The organism is Inquilinus sp. (assembly GCF_057815775.1).
The window spans coordinates 1-14,512 of sequence record NZ_JBYRFX010000657.1; the positions used below are offsets into that span (position 1 = coordinate 1).

A 14,512-nucleotide genomic window follows, 5' to 3' on the forward strand; every position below is an offset into this window, starting at 1 on the left:
CCTGAGCTACACCCAGGCCTATCACCCGATGGAATACCGGCATGGCCCGGTCAGCCTGGTCGACGACCGCACGCTGGTGGTGATGCTGACCAGCGACGCGCTGCGGGACGAGGAAACGAAGCTCGCACGCGAATTGCAGGCCAAAGGCGCGCGCGTCATCGGCTTCGGCGGCCCGGGCGATCTTTCGATCGACGTCACCGCGCCCGATGCCCTCCGTGGCCTGGTCTGCCTGCCCGCGCTGCAACTGCTCGGCGAGCGGGTCGCGCTGCGCCGCGGCATCGATTCCACCGCCCCCCGCCACCTGACCAAGGTCGTCCTGGTCGCCTGAGCCGTCATCCGGCCGCAAGAGCAAATCGGAAACAGAGAGCCGACATGGCAAAGATCACCTTCATCGGTGCCGGCAGCACCGTGTTCGCCCAGAACCTGCTGGGCGACATCCTCAGCTATCCCGAACTCGCGGACAGCGAGATCCATCTCTACGACATCGATGCCGAGCGGCTTTCGACCTCGGAGATCGTGGCGCGGAAGATCGCGGATGCCCTGAAGATCAAGCCGACCATCATCGCCACGACAGATCGCGACCGCGCCTTCGACGGCGCCGATTATGCGATCAACATGATCCAGGTCGGTGGCTACAAGCCCTGCACCGTCACCGATTTCGAGGTGCCGAAGAAGTACGGCCTGCGCCAGACCATCGCCGACACCCTGGGCATCGGCGGCATCATGCGCGGCCTGCGGACGATCCCGGTGCTGGTCGGCATGGCGCGGGACATGGAGCGGCTGTGCCCCGACGTGCTCCATCTCAACTACGTCAACCCGATGGCGATGAACTGCTGGGCGCTCAACCGCGCGAGCCCCATCCGCACCGTCGGGCTCTGCCACAGCGTCCGCGGCACCGCGGCCCAGCTGGCCCGCGACATCGGCGTGCCGGTCGAGGAGATCACCTACCTCGCCGCGGGCATCAACCACATCGCCTTCTATCTCAAGTTCGAACGGAATGGCGAGGATCTCTACCCGCTGATCCGCAAGGTCGCCGAGGAGGGCCGGGTCCCCGAAAACAACCGCGTGCGCTACGATCTGCTCAAGCGGTTCGGCCACTTCGTCACGGAGTCGAGCGAGCATTTCTCCGAATACGTGCCCTGGTACATCAAGCGCGACCAGCCGGAGGCGATCGAGCGCCTGAACATCCCGCTCGACGAATATATCCGCCGCTGCGAGGTCCATATCGCGGAGTGGCATCAGACCCAGGCCGACATGGAGGATCCGAAGACGGTCATCCAGGCCGTCCGCAGCAACGAATACGCGTCGGAGATCATCCACAGCCGCGAGACCGGCATCAGCCGGGTGGTCTACGGCAATGTCATCAACCGCGGATCGATCACCAACCTCCCCGCCGATTGCTGCGTCGAGGTGCCGTGCCTGGTCGACGGGAACGGGGTGCAGCCGGTGACGGTCGGCGAGATCCCGATGCACCTCGCGGCGCTGATGCAGACCAGCATCAACGTCCAGCGCCTCACCGTCGAGGCGGCGCTGACCGGCGACCGCAGCCACGTCTACCACGCGGCGATGCTCGATCCGCACACGGCGGCCGAACTCGGCCCCGACCAAATCTGGTCGCTGGTCGACGAGTTGCTCGAGGCGCATGGCGAATGGCTGCCAGACTCGCTCCGGCACGCCGCGTAGCAGCGAAGGGAAGATCGTAAGATGAGCGTCGAGACCCTTGCCGGCCTGTCCCGCCGTCGCGCCGACGGCACCAGGCGCGGCCTGCCATCGGTGTGTTCCGCCCATCCGCTCGTCGTCGAGGCGGCCCTGCGCGAAGGGCTGGCGGCGGAGTCGGATGTGCTGATCGAGGCGACCTGCAACCAGGTCAACCAGGATGGCGGCTACACCGGCATGACCCCGGCCGGCTTCCGCCGCTTCGTCGAGGGGATCGCCGACCGCGTCGGCTTTGCCCGGGACCGGCTGATCCTGGGCGGCGACCATCTCGGCCCCAACCCATGGAAGCACCTGGATGCCGAGGCGGCCTTCGCCAAGGCCGTTGCCCTGATCGCCGCCTATGTCGAGGCCGGCTGCGCCAAGATCCATCTCGACGCCCGCCTGGGCTGCCGCGGCGAGCCGGAGGCGCTCGAGGACGAGACGGTCGCCGGCCGGGCCGCACGCCTGGCGGCGGTGGCGGAGGCCCGGTCCGATGACGGCCGGCGCCCAGTCTATATCATCGGCACCGAGGTGCCGGTGCCGGGCGGGGCGTGGGAGGCGGCGGCCGACCACTTGCAGGTCACGCGGCCGGAGGCGGCGGAGCGCACCGTCGCGGTGCATGCCAAGGCCTTCGCCGGCCGCGGCCTGGAGCATGCGTTCGAACGCGTGATCGGGCTGGTGGTCCAGCCGGGCGTCGAATTCGGCGATGGCGAGGTCATCCGCTACGACCCCGCCCGTGCTGCGGCCCTGTCTTCCTGGCTGGGCGAGCATGCGCCACTGGTCTTCGAGGCGCATTCGACCGATTACCAGACCGAAGAAGGGCTCGAAGGGCTGGTGCGCGACGGCTTCGCCATCCTCAAGGTCGGGCCCTGGCTGACCTTCGCCCTGCGCGAGGTCCTGTACGGCCTCGATGCGATCGCCGATGAGCTCGACCCCGCCCGCGGCGCCGCCTCGCTCCGCGCCACCATGGAACGGCTGATGTGCGCCGAACCCGAGCATTGGCAGCGCTATTACGGCGGCGATGCCACCGCCGCCCGGATCAAGCGGCACTACAGCTACAGCGACCGCATCCGCTACTACTGGCCCCACCCCGAGGCCCGGGCGGCGGTCGACCGGCTGTTCGAGCGCCTGGCCGGGGATGCGATCCCCGAGACGCTGGTCAGCCAGTATCTCGCCCCGCTGTATCCGGCCGTGGCGACGGGTGCGGTCAAGGCCGAGGCGCATGATCTGGTCATGGCCGCGCTCGGCCAGGTCCTCGCCCGGTATCGGCGGGCCTCCGGTCCCGGCCGGCGCGACGCCTGACCCGAGCCCTGCGCTCAGGCCGCCTTCGGCCTGGGCTGCAGCGGCGGCTGCACCTCCGTCGGGATCGGGCAGACATAGGGCGTGCGCGTCGTCCGCTCCCGGTGGTCCTGCTTGGCCCGGCTCAGGAGTTGCTCGTCGTTCAGCACGTCGAGCGCGGTGCCGGCCATCACCTTGGCGGCATGGACCATGCCCTTGTGCGCGGCCGGCGCCAGGCCCTGGGCGGTGATCTGCCAGGAATGGCCGGGCGTGCCGATGGCGTGGGTGGCGACCCGTGCCTGCACCGTCGGCACCGCCCAGCTGACATCGGCGACGTCGGTGGAGCCGATCATCGGCTCACCCCGGGATTCGCGCGGCACGATGAAGTCGCACAGTGGCGTGTCCGGCTTCAGCGGCACGCCGACGCGGCGGTAGTCGGTGAGGATGTCCTCCTCGCTCAGCGTCGCCTGGATCCGTGCTGCATAGTCCCGGTCGGCGGCGTCGAACGGCACCGGGCCGAGGCGGAGCAGGTGGCGGTGCATCGCCTCCTCCAGCGGCGTGTTGCCGAGCATGTTGGAGACGGCGCTGATGATCGAGACCGAGACCTTGGTCTCGGTCATCAGCGCGGCGCCTTCGGCGATCTTCCTGACCCGCTCGTTGAGCGCCAGCATGCCCGGCAGGTCGCGTGCCCGGACCGCGTAGCGCACCTTGGCCGAGGCCTGCACGACATTCGGCGCGATGCCACCGGAATCGATCATGGCGTAGTGGATGCGCGCATCCGACGGCATGTGCTCGCGCATGTAGTTGACGCCGACATTCATCAGCTCGACAGCGTCGAGCGCGCTGCGCCCGAGATGCGGCGCGGTGGCGGCATGCGAGGCACGGCCGGTGAAGTGGAAATCCATCCGCGTGTTGGCCAGGGACAGCGCCTCATCGACCCGCGTCAGCGAGGCCGGGTGCCAGGTGATGGCGATGTCGACGTCGTCGAAGGCACCGGCGCGCACCATGAACGCCTTCGCCGCCCCGCCCTCCTCCGCCGGGCAGCCGTAGTAGCGCACCCGACCGGGCTGCCCGGTGGCCGCGAGATGGTCCTTCAGCGCGGTGGCGGCGAGCAGCGCGGCCGAGCCGAGCATGTTGTGGCCGCAGCCATGGCCGTAGCCATTGCCCGGCAGCGGCCGAGGCTCGGCGATGTTGGCCTCCTGGCTCAGCCCCGGCAGGGCGTCGTATTCGCCGAGGATGGCGATCACCGGCCCGCCCTCGCCCGCCTCGCCCATCACGGCGGTCGGGATGCCGGCCAGGGCTTCGGTGACGCGGAAGCCCTGGGCGTTCAGCATCGCGGTGTGTTCGGCGACCGAGCGGTATTCGGTGTAGGCGATCTCGGGCATGCCCCAGATCCGGTCGCTCAGCGCCTCGAACTCTGTCCGCTTGGCATCGGCCAGCTGCCAGATCTTCTCGGAATTCTGCATCGGTCTGCCCTCTTGCGATCGTGATGTCAGAGATGGCGGTCGAGGAAAGCGGCGACGGCGCCGAACACCTCGTGCCGGTTGTCCAGCCGCGCGAAGCCGTGCCCTTCATGCGGCACGCGGATGTATTCGACCGGATGGCCGAGGCCGCGCAGGCCGGAATGGATCATCTCGCTTTCGCCCGGCGGCACCCGCGGATCGTCCAGCCCCTGGGCGATCAGCAGCGGCACCCGGATCTCGTGCAGCTTGTGGATCGGCGAGATGCGTTCCAGCAGCGCCTTGTCGGCGACCGGGTCGCCATATTCCGCGGCCCGCAGCCGCCGGCGCCAGGGGCCGGTGGTCTGCAGCAGGGTCAGGAAATTGACGATGCCGTAGAATTCGATGCCGAGGCGCCAGAGATCGGGATATTCGGTCAGCGCCGACAGCACCATGAAGCCGCCATAGGACCGGCCGAAGACGCCGATCCGGGCTTCGTCGACATCGTCCCGCGCGCCCAGCGCCAGCCGCACGGCCCGGAGGTCGGCGACACTGTCCATCCGGAGATCGATATCGTCGAGATGCTGGTAGGGCCGGCCATAGCCGGTGCTGCCCCGGACATTGGGCGCCGCGACCATGATGCCGCGGGCGAGCATGTATTGGACATCGGCACGGAAGCCCGGCGTCCACTGCGCCTCCGGCCCGCCATGGACGATGATGATCGCCGGGAAACCGCCGGCCGGCGCTTCGCCCTGCGGCCGGTAGAGCAGGAACGGCACCGGTAGCCCGTCGAAGCTTTCGACCCGCTGCACCACGGGTTCGACGAAGCCGCCGATATCGATGCCGCCCTTGGGCACGTCGGTCACCCGGGCCACGGCGCCGGACGCCGGATCGGAGCGCCAGATGCCGGGCGGCGTCGCCGCCCCCTCGAGCGGAAAGACCAGCCCGCTGCCATCCGACCGCCAGGCCACGGAGGCGATCACGCCGGGCGGCAGCCCGTCCACCGCCGTCTCCGCGCCGGTGTCGAGGTCATGGACAAGGATGCGGCTCCAGCCCTCCTCATTGACCACGCAGGCGATCCGCCGCTGGTCGGGCGACAGCGCCATCGCATCGACGTCCCGCACGTCCGGCGCCACGAGCCAGTCGAGGCCCTGCCCGGTGAGGGAAAAGAATGCGATGCCCTGGAAATCCCGCCCCTGATCGGTCAGCAGGAACAGGCCGCTGCCGTCCTTCCTGAACTTCGCCGAGAGGTAGGCCGCCCGGCCGTCATGCGGCAGCAGCGGCTCATAGGCGCCGGTCCCGAGATCGAGCCGGAACAAATCCTGGTCGCTCATCGCCCGGGTGCCGTCCCGCACCAGCAGCGCCTGCCCGTCCGGAAAGAAGCCGACGACCTCGCGGTACAGCTCGCCCCGGTAGACGCAGGTCGCCCGGCGGGTCGCAACCTCCATCACATGGATGTCCATATGGGTGCGGTCGCGGGCGTTCGAGGCGTAGGCGATCCGCGTGCCGTCCGGCGACCAGGCGCCCCAGACATGGACCGTGGTCGGGTCATCGGTCAGCGCCGTCGCCGCGCCGTCGACGCCCGGGATCAGCCAGATCTGGTGCCGCTCGTCACCGCCGCGATCCATGGTGAAGACCAGGTCCCGGTTCTTCGGGCTGAAGGCCAGCGCGCCGACCGGCTCCTCGGTCTCGGCCAACCGCCAGGCGGCGCCACCGGCCGCCAGCTGCAACCAGATCTGGTTGAAGCCGGTCTCGTCGCTCAGGAAGGCCATCAGCCCGCCATCCGGCGACAGCGCCGGGCTCCTGGCGCCACGGATGTCGAGATAGGGCCGGATCGCCGCGTGCGGCGTCACCATGGTCAAATACCTGCTCCCTGCCCGCAGGACCGGCTGCCCGCCCGTTCAGCGGGTGCGCCCTGATTGCCCCCATGCTGGCGGCCGGCAGGCGTCCCGGCCAATGCATAATTGTCCGTGTTGCCCCCGGCAATCTGCAGGCGTCGCCGTGGAGGAGTCAGAGATCGAGAAGCAATCGCCCGGAGGTGCAGCGCGACACGCAGGGCAGCATGCAGTCGTTCCGGGCCCGCTCCGCCGGCGACAGCACCTCGTCGCGGTGCAGCGGCGTGCCGGCCAGCACCGCTGTGCGGCAGGATCCACAGATCCCGGCCTCGCAGGAGGTGTCGATCGGGATTGCATTCTCGTACAGCACATCGGTGATCGACTGGCCCGCGGGGATGGTCAGCACCGTGCCCGACCGCGCCAGCTCGATCTCGAACGCCGCATCCGCCACCCCATCCGTAGGCTCGGCCGGCGCGAAATTCTCCCAGTGGACCCGCTCCGGCGGCAGGCGGGCGGCGGCGACGCGCTGGGCCATCGCCATGAAGGCCGGCGGGCCGCAGAAATACAGATGGGCATCGCCGGCCGCATCAGGCACGGCGCGCTCGAGCATAGCCTGCGTGGCCTCGGCATCCAGCCCGAAATGCAGGGTCGTGGCCCGGCGATAGGGCTCGTCCGCCAGCACGGATCGGTAGGCCGCCGCGTCGGGGGACCGGGCGAAGTAGTGCAGGTCGAACGCCCGGCCATCGCGCGCCAGCACCCGCGCCATCGCCAGGATCGGGGTGATGCCGATGCCGGCGGCGAGCAGCACGCTGCGCCCGGTGGCCGCCGCCAGCGGGAACAGGTTCTGCGGCACGCCGATCCGCATCGTGTCGCCGGCGCCGACCGTTTCGTGCAGCCAGCGGGATCCGCCGCGCGACGACTGTTCCAGCTTGACCGCGATCTCGTAGACGCCGGCCTCCGCCGGGTCGTTGCAGAGCGAATACTTCCGCACCGAGCCGTTCGGCAGGTGGACGTCGATATGCGCCCCGGCGTCGAAGCCGGGCAGGCCGGCACCGTCGGCGGATGCGGCCAGCCGCAGCGACACGATGTCGGCGGCTTCCTGCCGACGCGCCAGCACGCGGGCTTCGATCAGGCTAGTGGTCATGTGTTGAGCCTTGGTCACAGCAGGCCGATCAGCCACCACCAGGCAGCGTTGAGCGGCATCACGAACACGACGCCGAGCACCGCCGTCACCAGGCAGTAGCGGACGACGGCGCCACGATCGAGTTTCGCCAGGTCGGTGCCGAACACGATCGGCGGCGACTGGTACGGCAGGAAGGTGGTCGAATACCCCATCACCTGCGACAGCAGCCCCATCTTCAGCAGCGCGCCATGGCCGAGCAGCCGCATGGCGAAGGGCGTGAACAGCGCCGGCTCGGCATTCGACGTCACCACGAAGCACAGGGCGATCGAGACGCCGATCAGCGCCGCATAGGCCAGCAGCGGCTGGTCTGTGAGATCGCTCCCGGCCAGGGCCGAGACCATGCCGAGGTCGATGTGGTTGATCAGCGCGGTCAGGCCTATGATCGCCGCGATGAACCACAGCAGGTCCATCTTGTAGGTGTCGGCGAAGGCCGTGACCTGCTGCCGTGACGAGGTCAGGAGATAGGCCAGCGAGAAGCCGAGCCCGACCCAGCCCGGCGCGATGCGATGCAGCGAGTCGGTCAGCCACAGCGCCAGCGTGGCCGACAGCAGGATGAGGACCCGGATTTCCTGCCGCGAGAGCGGGGCGGTGTGCGGGGCCGGCGGGTCGGCCTCCACCCGGTCGGGAAACAGCCGGTAGGACACCCCGATCAGGATCGCGCCACGGACCAGCACGCCCGTGGGGAAGAACATGGTGAGGTATTCGGAGAAGCTGAGATGGATGCCGGCGCTCTGCTCCAGGATGCCCGACATGATGACGTTCGGCAGGTTGGCCGGCAGCACCGCCGCAGCAAGCTCATACGACCCGACGATCACCAACAGCAGGATGCCGTTCTGGCCGCGGCCAGACCGATCGAGGCCGGCGACCTGGCAGTAGCCGATCTCGATCGGCACCAGGATCGCCACCCGGCCGAAGGTCGACGGCATGATCAGCGACAGGGCGAAGCTGAGCACCGCGAAGGCGAACAGCGCCTTGAGGTAGGACCGGCCGATGCGCCGCGCCAGGATGGCCCCGATGCGCTGGCTGAGGCCGCTGTCCTTCAGGGCGACGCCGATCACGCCGCCGCTGAACACCAGCCAGAACGCGCTGGAGGCGAAGCCGGAGAAGATCTCCGACGGCGGCACCGCCGTCAGCACCGTCGCCAGCAGGAAGAACAGCAGCGACACGAGATAGCCGGGGATCGCCGCCGTGGCCCACAGCAGCACGCAGGTGTAGACGATGCCGATGATGCGGGCGTCAGCCCCCGGCAGCCGCTGCGTCAGGGCCAGCAGCAGCAGGACGGCCAGGCCTGCTGCCAGGGCGCCGAGGGTCCAACCGCCCTTGCGGTCCAGCGTCATCCCCGCCCCCCACGCGCGATTGCGGATGTCGTCACGGCCATCGCTCAGGGACGGAGGACGGGCGACGTCGGCGGGATCACGTATTCCTGGTGGCCGTCATCGAAGATGTCGTCCCATTCCGCCGTCTGGCGGAAGCTGGGGTCGGGCTGGCAGCTCATCGGCAGGTAGCCACCCATCCAGCGCCGCAGATCCGTCACCTCCGGCTCCTCGTCGTAGACATTGGCGATCGGCCGGCCGCCGGCCTGCACCTGTTCGATCTGCGCCTTCAGCAGCTGGCGGAACATCAGGATGCCGCGGTCGGACGCGCCGAGGCTTTCCTGCGTGCGGTCCAGGATCGGCCCTTGCGTCTCCACCGCCATGGCGTCCTGGCTCATGAAGGTGTCCATGAGGTAGCGGCCTTCGGCGTCGGTGCGCTTGGGCTGCTGGACGATCCGGGGCGGCTCGTTCGACAGCACCTCCTGCCCATCGGCGGAGGGGGTGAACGACACCCAGACGATGCGCGTCGTGGTGTCGTCGACGGGCACGCGCCAATGCATCTCCGTCATGATCCGCAGCATGTTCGGGAACACCATGAGATTGCCGAAGCCGCGGCCCGGGCCCTCATAATCCCAGCTCTTCAGGATGCCCCAGTCGAATTGCTGGAATCCGAACTTCTTGAACGGCTTGCCGAAGCCCGAGCCGTCGGCCATGCCGAGATGCGCGAAGTATTTCGAGTGGGTGTAGAAGGTGTGGGTGACGTCGACCGCGTTCTCCTGCACCTGGAACCAGTTGCAGGCGAGATCGTCCTGCACCTCGAAATGCCGGATGCCGTCACGGCGCACCAGGATGTCCCAGTTCGGGAAGGCCGGCTTGTCCGCCACCGGGCCCATATAGGCGAAGATCAGGCCGCCGGCCTCATGGGTGGCATAGCTCTGGATCATCTTGCGGCAGACGCGGTTGGCCTTCTCGGATTCGAACGGCCGCTCGACGCATTCGCCGGCGCGGTTGTACAGCCAGCCGTGATAGGCGCAGCGGATCTGCTCGCCCTCGACGAATCCGTACAGCAGCGACGCGCCTCGATGCGGGCAGCGCTCCTGCACCAGCAGGATGCCGCCGCCCTCGGTGCGTGCCAGCACCAAATCCTCGCCCAGCACTCGCACCTTCCGGGTCTCGCCCGCCTTCGGCAGTTCGGAGGAATAGCCGACCGGATGCCAGTACCGCCGCAACAGCTCGCCGCAGGGCGTTCCCGGGCCGACGCGGGTGAGCAGCTCGTTCGTTTCTTGGTTCAGCATGGGTCCCTCTCCCTTGGCCCACACCCATTTGCATCAGGCGCAGCGACTGCGCGGGCCGATGGGGTGCGGTGGCTGGCTATGCGGCGGATCAATTTCCGCGTTCTGTCTCTTTTTTGAGAATGGCAAACTTGAATTCCTACCGCAACCCTTTTTGGGTCGCCCTCGGCAATCCCTGCCTGCCTTGTCGCGCTTTTCGCCTTCGCTTACGGGGCGAACAGAGGCGGATGAGCAGCCGGATATTGGAATGCGGGGCACAACGGGCTATACAATAAAAGAGACAAAACATGGCGGCGTGAGACCGAGATGGACGACAATGCGAGCCTGACGATCACCGACGACACCTCGCAGGGCATCGACTTCGTCGCCTTGGGCGACCGCCTGCGCGCCTATCGCATCGCCGCCGGCCTGCGGTCCGAGGATGTGGCCGCTCAGTTGGACATCTCGCGCGCGGCGGTCTACCGGCTGGAGCGGGGCGAGATCGTCAAGATCGCGACGCTGGAGCGCCTGGCGCGGCTGCTCGGCGTCACCATGGCCAACCTCCTGGGCATCGATGTCGAGTACCATTCCTCAGCGCTGAGCTATTTCGAACGGATGCGCCAGCTGGAGGCCCGGGCGGTCCGCGTCCTCGCCCACTTCGACCCGATCTCCTACCTGCTGACCTCGCCGGATTACGACCGCTACCTGCGCCTCATGCTGGAGGAAAGCCTGCCGGTGGCGCTGGCGGACAGCGGCTGGCATGCCAGCATCGACACCATCCTCGGCATCCTGCAGGAGCGGAAACGGGCCTTTTCGCACCGCCATCCCGGCATCATCAGCCTGATCGGCCTGCGCCAGGTCGAACAGTTCCTGCACCATGGGCTGGTCGGTCGGCTCGACCTGCCGCCCGGCGTCCAGCTCGACCGGAAAATGGCGGCGCGCACCGAGATCCAGCGCATCGTCGGGCTGATGCAATCCGACCCGATGGGCATCCAGATCGGCATCGTCAGCGACAACATGCCGAGCGAGACGTTCCAGATCTTCGAGGACCCAACGTCGCGCCATGTCGCGGTGTCGCCCTTCCGGCTGGGCGAGCTGCCGAACATCCGCACCGGGATCGCCACCATCAGCACGTCGCCGGGGGCGGTCAGCCTGTACCAGGCGATGGTCGAGCGATTGTGGGACCAGGCGGCCAAGGGCCGGGACGGCGCGATTCAGCTGCAGAGCGCCCTGGACCGCTGCTGACGGGTCGGAGCAGGCCGGAGGGCGGATTGTTTCTGCCTTGTCTCATTATTGATATTTATCTTGATATTTGGAAATCGGTGCGGCAATGAGAAGCCGGCAGCATTGACGGAGGGCGTCGCAATCGCCGCCGCAGGCCGCCGGGCACGGGTTTGAGATACGGCTCAACAAAACAACATACGGGGATGGCTATGACAGATGCACGGTATAGTGCCGACCTGTCGGACGGCACCATCGAGACGGACGACCAGAAGAGCAGGGCCCGCAAGGCGCTGTGGGGGTCGGCGATCGGCTATGCCATGGACGGCTTCGACCTGCTGATCCTCGGCTTCATGCTGCGCGTCATCATCCCCGATCTCGGGCTGACCCAGGCCGAGGGGGCATCGCTGGTCACGGCGACCCTGATCGGTGCAGTGATCGGCGGCTTCGTCTTCGGCATGCTGTCCGACCGGCTGGGCCGGGTGAAGGTGCTGACCTGGACCATCGTGCTGTTCGCCGTGTTCACCGGGATGTGCGCCCTGGCCCAGGGCTATTGGGACCTGCTGCTATACCGCACCATCGCCGGCATCGGCCTGGGCGGCGAATTCGGCATCGGCATGGCGCTGGTGGCCGAGGCGTGGCCGGCCTCGAAGCGGGCACGGGCGTCGTCCTATGTCGGGCTGGGCTGGCAGCTCGGCGTCCTGGCGGCGGCCCTGGTCACCCCCGCCCTGCTGCCGATCCTGGGCTGGCGCGGCATGTTCGCCCTGGGCATCCTGCCCGCCCTGGTGGCCTACGCCATCCGCTATTCCCTGCATGAGCCGGACGTGTTCGTGGCCCGCAAGGCGCGCGAGCCCCGGTCGGTCTCGCCGCTCCGCCTCCTCATCAAGGACCGCGAGACCACCAAGCTCAGCCTCGGCATGGTCATCCTCTGCTCGGTCCAGAACTTCGGCTATTACGGCATCATGATCTGGCTGCCGGGGTACCTGTCCTCCCGCTTCGGCTACGGCCTGACGCAATCGGCGATCTGGACATCGGTCACCATCGCCGGCATGGCGGTCGGCATCTTCGTCTTCGGCCATGTCGCCGACCGGATCGGCCGCCGCCCCGCCTTCCTGACCTACATGCTGGGCGCCTGCGTCATGGTCGTGGTCTATTCCCGGCTGACGGACCCGACGGCGCTGCTGGTCGCCGGCGCCGTCATGGGCTTCTTCGTCAACGGCATGCTCGGCGGCTACGGCGCCCTGATCAGCGAGCTGTATCCCACCTCGGCCCGGGCCACGGCGCAGAACGTCTTCTTCAACATCGGCCGCGCCGTCGCCGGCTTCGGCCCGCTGGCGGTCGGGGCGATCGCCGCTTCCTGGGGGTTCGACACCGCCATCGCGCTGCTCGCCCTGCTCTACATCCTCGACATCATCGCGCTGTGGTTCCTGATCCCCGAGCGCCGCGGCGCCGAACTGTCCTGACCGCGGAGGTCGTCATGGCGACACCCTTGTTGATGCCGGACCCGACCGCAGCCCCGCCCAGCGCCTGGCATGCCAGCGTGGTGGCGGAGCTGGCGGAGGTCGTGGCCAACCGCCCGGTCAATGGCGAATACCGCCACCTCACCGTCCGCTGCGGCGATGAATCCGCCGCCGCCCGGCCCGGGCAGTTCTTCCAGCTGCTGTGCCCGCAGGGCCCAGGCGACCAGCCCTTCCTGCGGCGGCCGATGAGCCTCTATGGCGCGGATCCCCGCCGGGGCGAGGTCGAGTTCCTGTACAAGGTGACCGGCGCCGGCACCCGGGGCCTCGACCGACTGGCCGCGGGTGACCCGATCGACATCATGGGGCCGCTGGGCGTCGGCTTCTCGCTCGACCCGGCATGGCGCCGCATCACCGTGGTCGGCCGCGGTGCCGGGCTGGCCACGCTGGCGCCGCTGGCCGGGGCGGCACGGCAGGCCGGCATTGCCGTCACCGCCATCCTCAGCGCTCGGCGCCCGGACCTGCTGGTGTCGGTCGACCGGTTCCGCGCCGAGGGGGCGGCGGTCATCGGCGTCACCGATGCCGAGGGCACCAGCGGCCCGGCCCATGTCGAACGCCTGCTGCGCGGGCTGATCGCGGACGGGCGCTGCGACGCCTTCTTCACCTGCGGCTCCAGCCGGCTGATGCGGGTGCAGCAGCTTCTGGCCCATGAATTCGGCCTGCCGGGACAGGTGGCGCTGGAACAGCAGATGGCCTGCGGCATCGGCCTTTGCCATTGCTGCGTCCGTGACTTCAACGTCGGCGGCGCGATCATCCATCGCCGCGTCTGCTGGGACGGCCCGGTCTTCGACCTGCGCGAGGCGCTGCCATGACGGACCTGTCCGTGCGGATCGGCACGCTGCGCCTGGCCAATCCGGTCATGCCTGCCTCCGGCACCTTTGCCGAGGGGCTGGGCAAGGCGGTGGACTTTTCCCGCCTGGGCGCCTTCGTCACCAAGACCATCACCCGCGAGCTGCGGACCGGCAACCCCCTGCCCCGGGTGGTGGAGCGGCCGGCCAGCATGATCAATTCGATCGGCATCCCGTCCAAGGGGGTGGACCATTTCATCGGCCACACCATCCCGGCCTTCAAGGCCTATGCGACGCCGCTGGTGGTCAGCATCTCGGCCCCGACGGCCGAAGGCTTCGCCAGCCTGGCCGCCGAGATGACGCGCGCCGGCGTGCACGCCATCGAAGCCAACATCTCCTGCCCCAACATCGAGGAGGACGGCCGGGTCTTCGCCATGCGGCCGGCCTCGACCGAAGCGGTCATCCGCGCCATCAGGGCCGCCACCGACCTGCCGGTCTGGGCCAAGCTGACCCCGAACACCAGCGACCTTGCCGATGTGGCGCGGGCGGCCGAGGCCGCAGGCGCCGACGCGCTGGTGGTGGCCAACACCATCCTGGCGATGGCGATCGACCTGGAGACGTTCAAACCGAGCCTGGGCAACGTCCTGGGCGGCCTGTCCGGCCCCGCCATCAAGCCGATCGTGCTGCGCCAGGTGTTCCAATGCGCCCGGGCCGTCGGCATCCCGATCATCGGCTGCGGCGGCATCGCCACGGCCGAAGACGCGGTCGAATACCTGCTGGCCGGCGCCAGCGCGGTGCAGGTCGGCACGGCGACCTTCATCCAGCCGGCCGCCATGGTCGCGATCATCGACGGGCTGGACCGGTTCTGCTCCCGGCGGCAGATCCCGCGCGTTGCCGAGCTGATCGGCGCGATGGTGACCGAAGAGGCGGACGAGCCCGAACTGGCCTGGGTGGCACCGGCGCAATGACCCT

12 protein-coding genes are annotated in these 14,512 nt (G+C 68.8%); 7 read left to right on the forward strand and 5 right to left on the reverse strand.

Features of this window, described 5'->3' with window-relative positions; all coding sequences use genetic code 11:
- From AC3XYG_RS22810 to AC3XYG_RS22820, 3 genes are all read left to right on the forward strand, one after another.
- Window positions 1-328: SIS domain-containing protein (locus AC3XYG_RS22810; protein ID WP_489142158.1), on the forward strand; the 328-nt coding region annotated here is incomplete at its 5' end.
- Between the two features lie 44 nt (window positions 329-372).
- Entirely contained in the window at window positions 373-1,683 is a 1,311-nt protein-coding gene (locus AC3XYG_RS22815) for an alpha-glucosidase/alpha-galactosidase (protein ID WP_489142159.1), read from the forward strand.
- A 21-nt stretch (window positions 1,684-1,704) separates the two neighbouring features.
- Window positions 1,705-2,997, forward strand: a complete 1,293-nt coding sequence (locus tag AC3XYG_RS22820) for a D-tagatose-bisphosphate aldolase, class II, non-catalytic subunit (RefSeq protein ID WP_489142160.1) — start codon at window positions 1,705-1,707, stop codon at window positions 2,995-2,997.
- Window positions 2,998-3,011: 14 nt separating this feature from the next.
- Here AC3XYG_RS22820 and AC3XYG_RS22825 read toward each other — a convergent pair whose 3' ends face one another.
- The 5 genes from AC3XYG_RS22825 to AC3XYG_RS22845 all read right to left on the reverse strand — a co-directional run bounded on the left by AC3XYG_RS22825 (window position 3,012) and on the right by AC3XYG_RS22845 (window position 10,038).
- A complete protein-coding gene (locus AC3XYG_RS22825) occupies window positions 3,012-4,439 on the reverse strand; it encodes a M20 family metallopeptidase (protein ID WP_489142161.1) in 1,428 nt (475 codons plus the stop codon).
- Between the two features lie 26 nt (window positions 4,440-4,465).
- Window positions 4,466-6,268 carry a S9 family peptidase gene (locus tag AC3XYG_RS22830; RefSeq protein ID WP_489142162.1) on the reverse strand — a complete coding sequence of 601 codons (1,803 nt, stop codon included), beginning with the start codon at window positions 6,266-6,268 and terminating at the stop codon, window positions 4,466-4,468.
- A 154-nt stretch (window positions 6,269-6,422) separates the two neighbouring features.
- Entirely contained in the window at window positions 6,423-7,391 is a 969-nt protein-coding gene (locus AC3XYG_RS22835) for a PDR/VanB family oxidoreductase (RefSeq protein ID WP_489142163.1), read from the reverse strand.
- 14 nt (window positions 7,392-7,405) lie between these two features.
- Window positions 7,406-8,767 (reverse strand): SLC13 family permease, encoded by a 1,362-nt coding sequence (locus AC3XYG_RS22840; RefSeq protein ID WP_489142164.1) that lies wholly within the window; start codon window positions 8,765-8,767, stop codon window positions 7,406-7,408.
- A 44-nt stretch (window positions 8,768-8,811) separates the two neighbouring features.
- Window positions 8,812-10,038, reverse strand: a complete 1,227-nt coding sequence (locus AC3XYG_RS22845) for a Rieske 2Fe-2S domain-containing protein (RefSeq protein WP_489142165.1) — start codon at window positions 10,036-10,038, stop codon at window positions 8,812-8,814.
- 303 nt (window positions 10,039-10,341) lie between these two features.
- Between AC3XYG_RS22845 and AC3XYG_RS22850 the strand changes: the two genes are divergently transcribed.
- The 4 genes from AC3XYG_RS22850 (at window position 10,342) to AC3XYG_RS22865 (ending at window position 14,508) form a co-directional block, all read left to right on the forward strand.
- The gene (locus tag AC3XYG_RS22850) at window positions 10,342-11,259 is read left to right on the forward strand and encodes a helix-turn-helix domain-containing protein (protein ID WP_489142166.1); all 918 of its coding nucleotides are present in this window, start codon (window positions 10,342-10,344) and stop codon (window positions 11,257-11,259) included.
- Between the two features lie 188 nt (window positions 11,260-11,447).
- Window positions 11,448-12,698, forward strand: a complete 1,251-nt coding sequence (locus AC3XYG_RS22855) for an MFS transporter (RefSeq protein ID WP_489142167.1) — start codon at window positions 11,448-11,450, stop codon at window positions 12,696-12,698.
- Between the two features lie 14 nt (window positions 12,699-12,712).
- Entirely contained in the window at window positions 12,713-13,564 is an 852-nt protein-coding gene (locus AC3XYG_RS22860) for a dihydroorotate dehydrogenase electron transfer subunit (protein WP_489142168.1), read from the forward strand.
- Window positions 13,561-14,508: a dihydroorotate dehydrogenase gene (locus tag AC3XYG_RS22865; protein WP_489142169.1), complete on the forward strand. Its 948-nt coding sequence runs from the start codon at window positions 13,561-13,563 to the stop codon at window positions 14,506-14,508. Before AC3XYG_RS22860 ends, AC3XYG_RS22865 begins: the two co-directional genes overlap by 4 nt.
- Window positions 14,509-14,512 lie beyond the last annotated feature (4 nt).

What these genes read in the sequence shown, in the direction of transcription:
- AC3XYG_RS22820 (WP_489142160.1), top strand. Translation starts at nt 1,705, where the DNA reads ATGAGCGTCGAGACCCTTGCCGGCCTGTCCCGCCGTCGCGCCGACGGC.
- AC3XYG_RS22850 (WP_489142166.1), top strand. Translation starts at nt 10,342, where the DNA reads ATGGACGACAATGCGAGCCTGACGATCACCGACGACACCTCGCAGGGC.
- AC3XYG_RS22815 (WP_489142159.1), top strand. Translation starts at nt 373, where the DNA reads ATGGCAAAGATCACCTTCATCGGTGCCGGCAGCACCGTGTTCGCCCAG.
- AC3XYG_RS22835 (WP_489142163.1), bottom strand. Translation starts at nt 7,391, where the DNA reads ATGACCACTAGCCTGATCGAAGCCCGCGTGCTGGCGCGTCGGCAGGAA.
- AC3XYG_RS22825 (WP_489142161.1), bottom strand. Translation starts at nt 4,439, where the DNA reads ATGCAGAATTCCGAGAAGATCTGGCAGCTGGCCGATGCCAAGCGGACA.
- AC3XYG_RS22860 (WP_489142168.1), top strand. Translation starts at nt 12,713, where the DNA reads ATGGCGACACCCTTGTTGATGCCGGACCCGACCGCAGCCCCGCCCAGC.
- AC3XYG_RS22855 (WP_489142167.1), top strand. Translation starts at nt 11,448, where the DNA reads ATGACAGATGCACGGTATAGTGCCGACCTGTCGGACGGCACCATCGAG.
- AC3XYG_RS22845 (WP_489142165.1), bottom strand. Translation starts at nt 10,038, where the DNA reads ATGCTGAACCAAGAAACGAACGAGCTGCTCACCCGCGTCGGCCCGGGA.
- AC3XYG_RS22830 (WP_489142162.1), bottom strand. Translation starts at nt 6,268, where the DNA reads ATGGTGACGCCGCACGCGGCGATCCGGCCCTATCTCGACATCCGTGGC.
- AC3XYG_RS22840 (WP_489142164.1), bottom strand. Translation starts at nt 8,767, where the DNA reads ATGACGCTGGACCGCAAGGGCGGTTGGACCCTCGGCGCCCTGGCAGCA.
- AC3XYG_RS22865 (WP_489142169.1), top strand. Translation starts at nt 13,561, where the DNA reads ATGACGGACCTGTCCGTGCGGATCGGCACGCTGCGCCTGGCCAATCCG.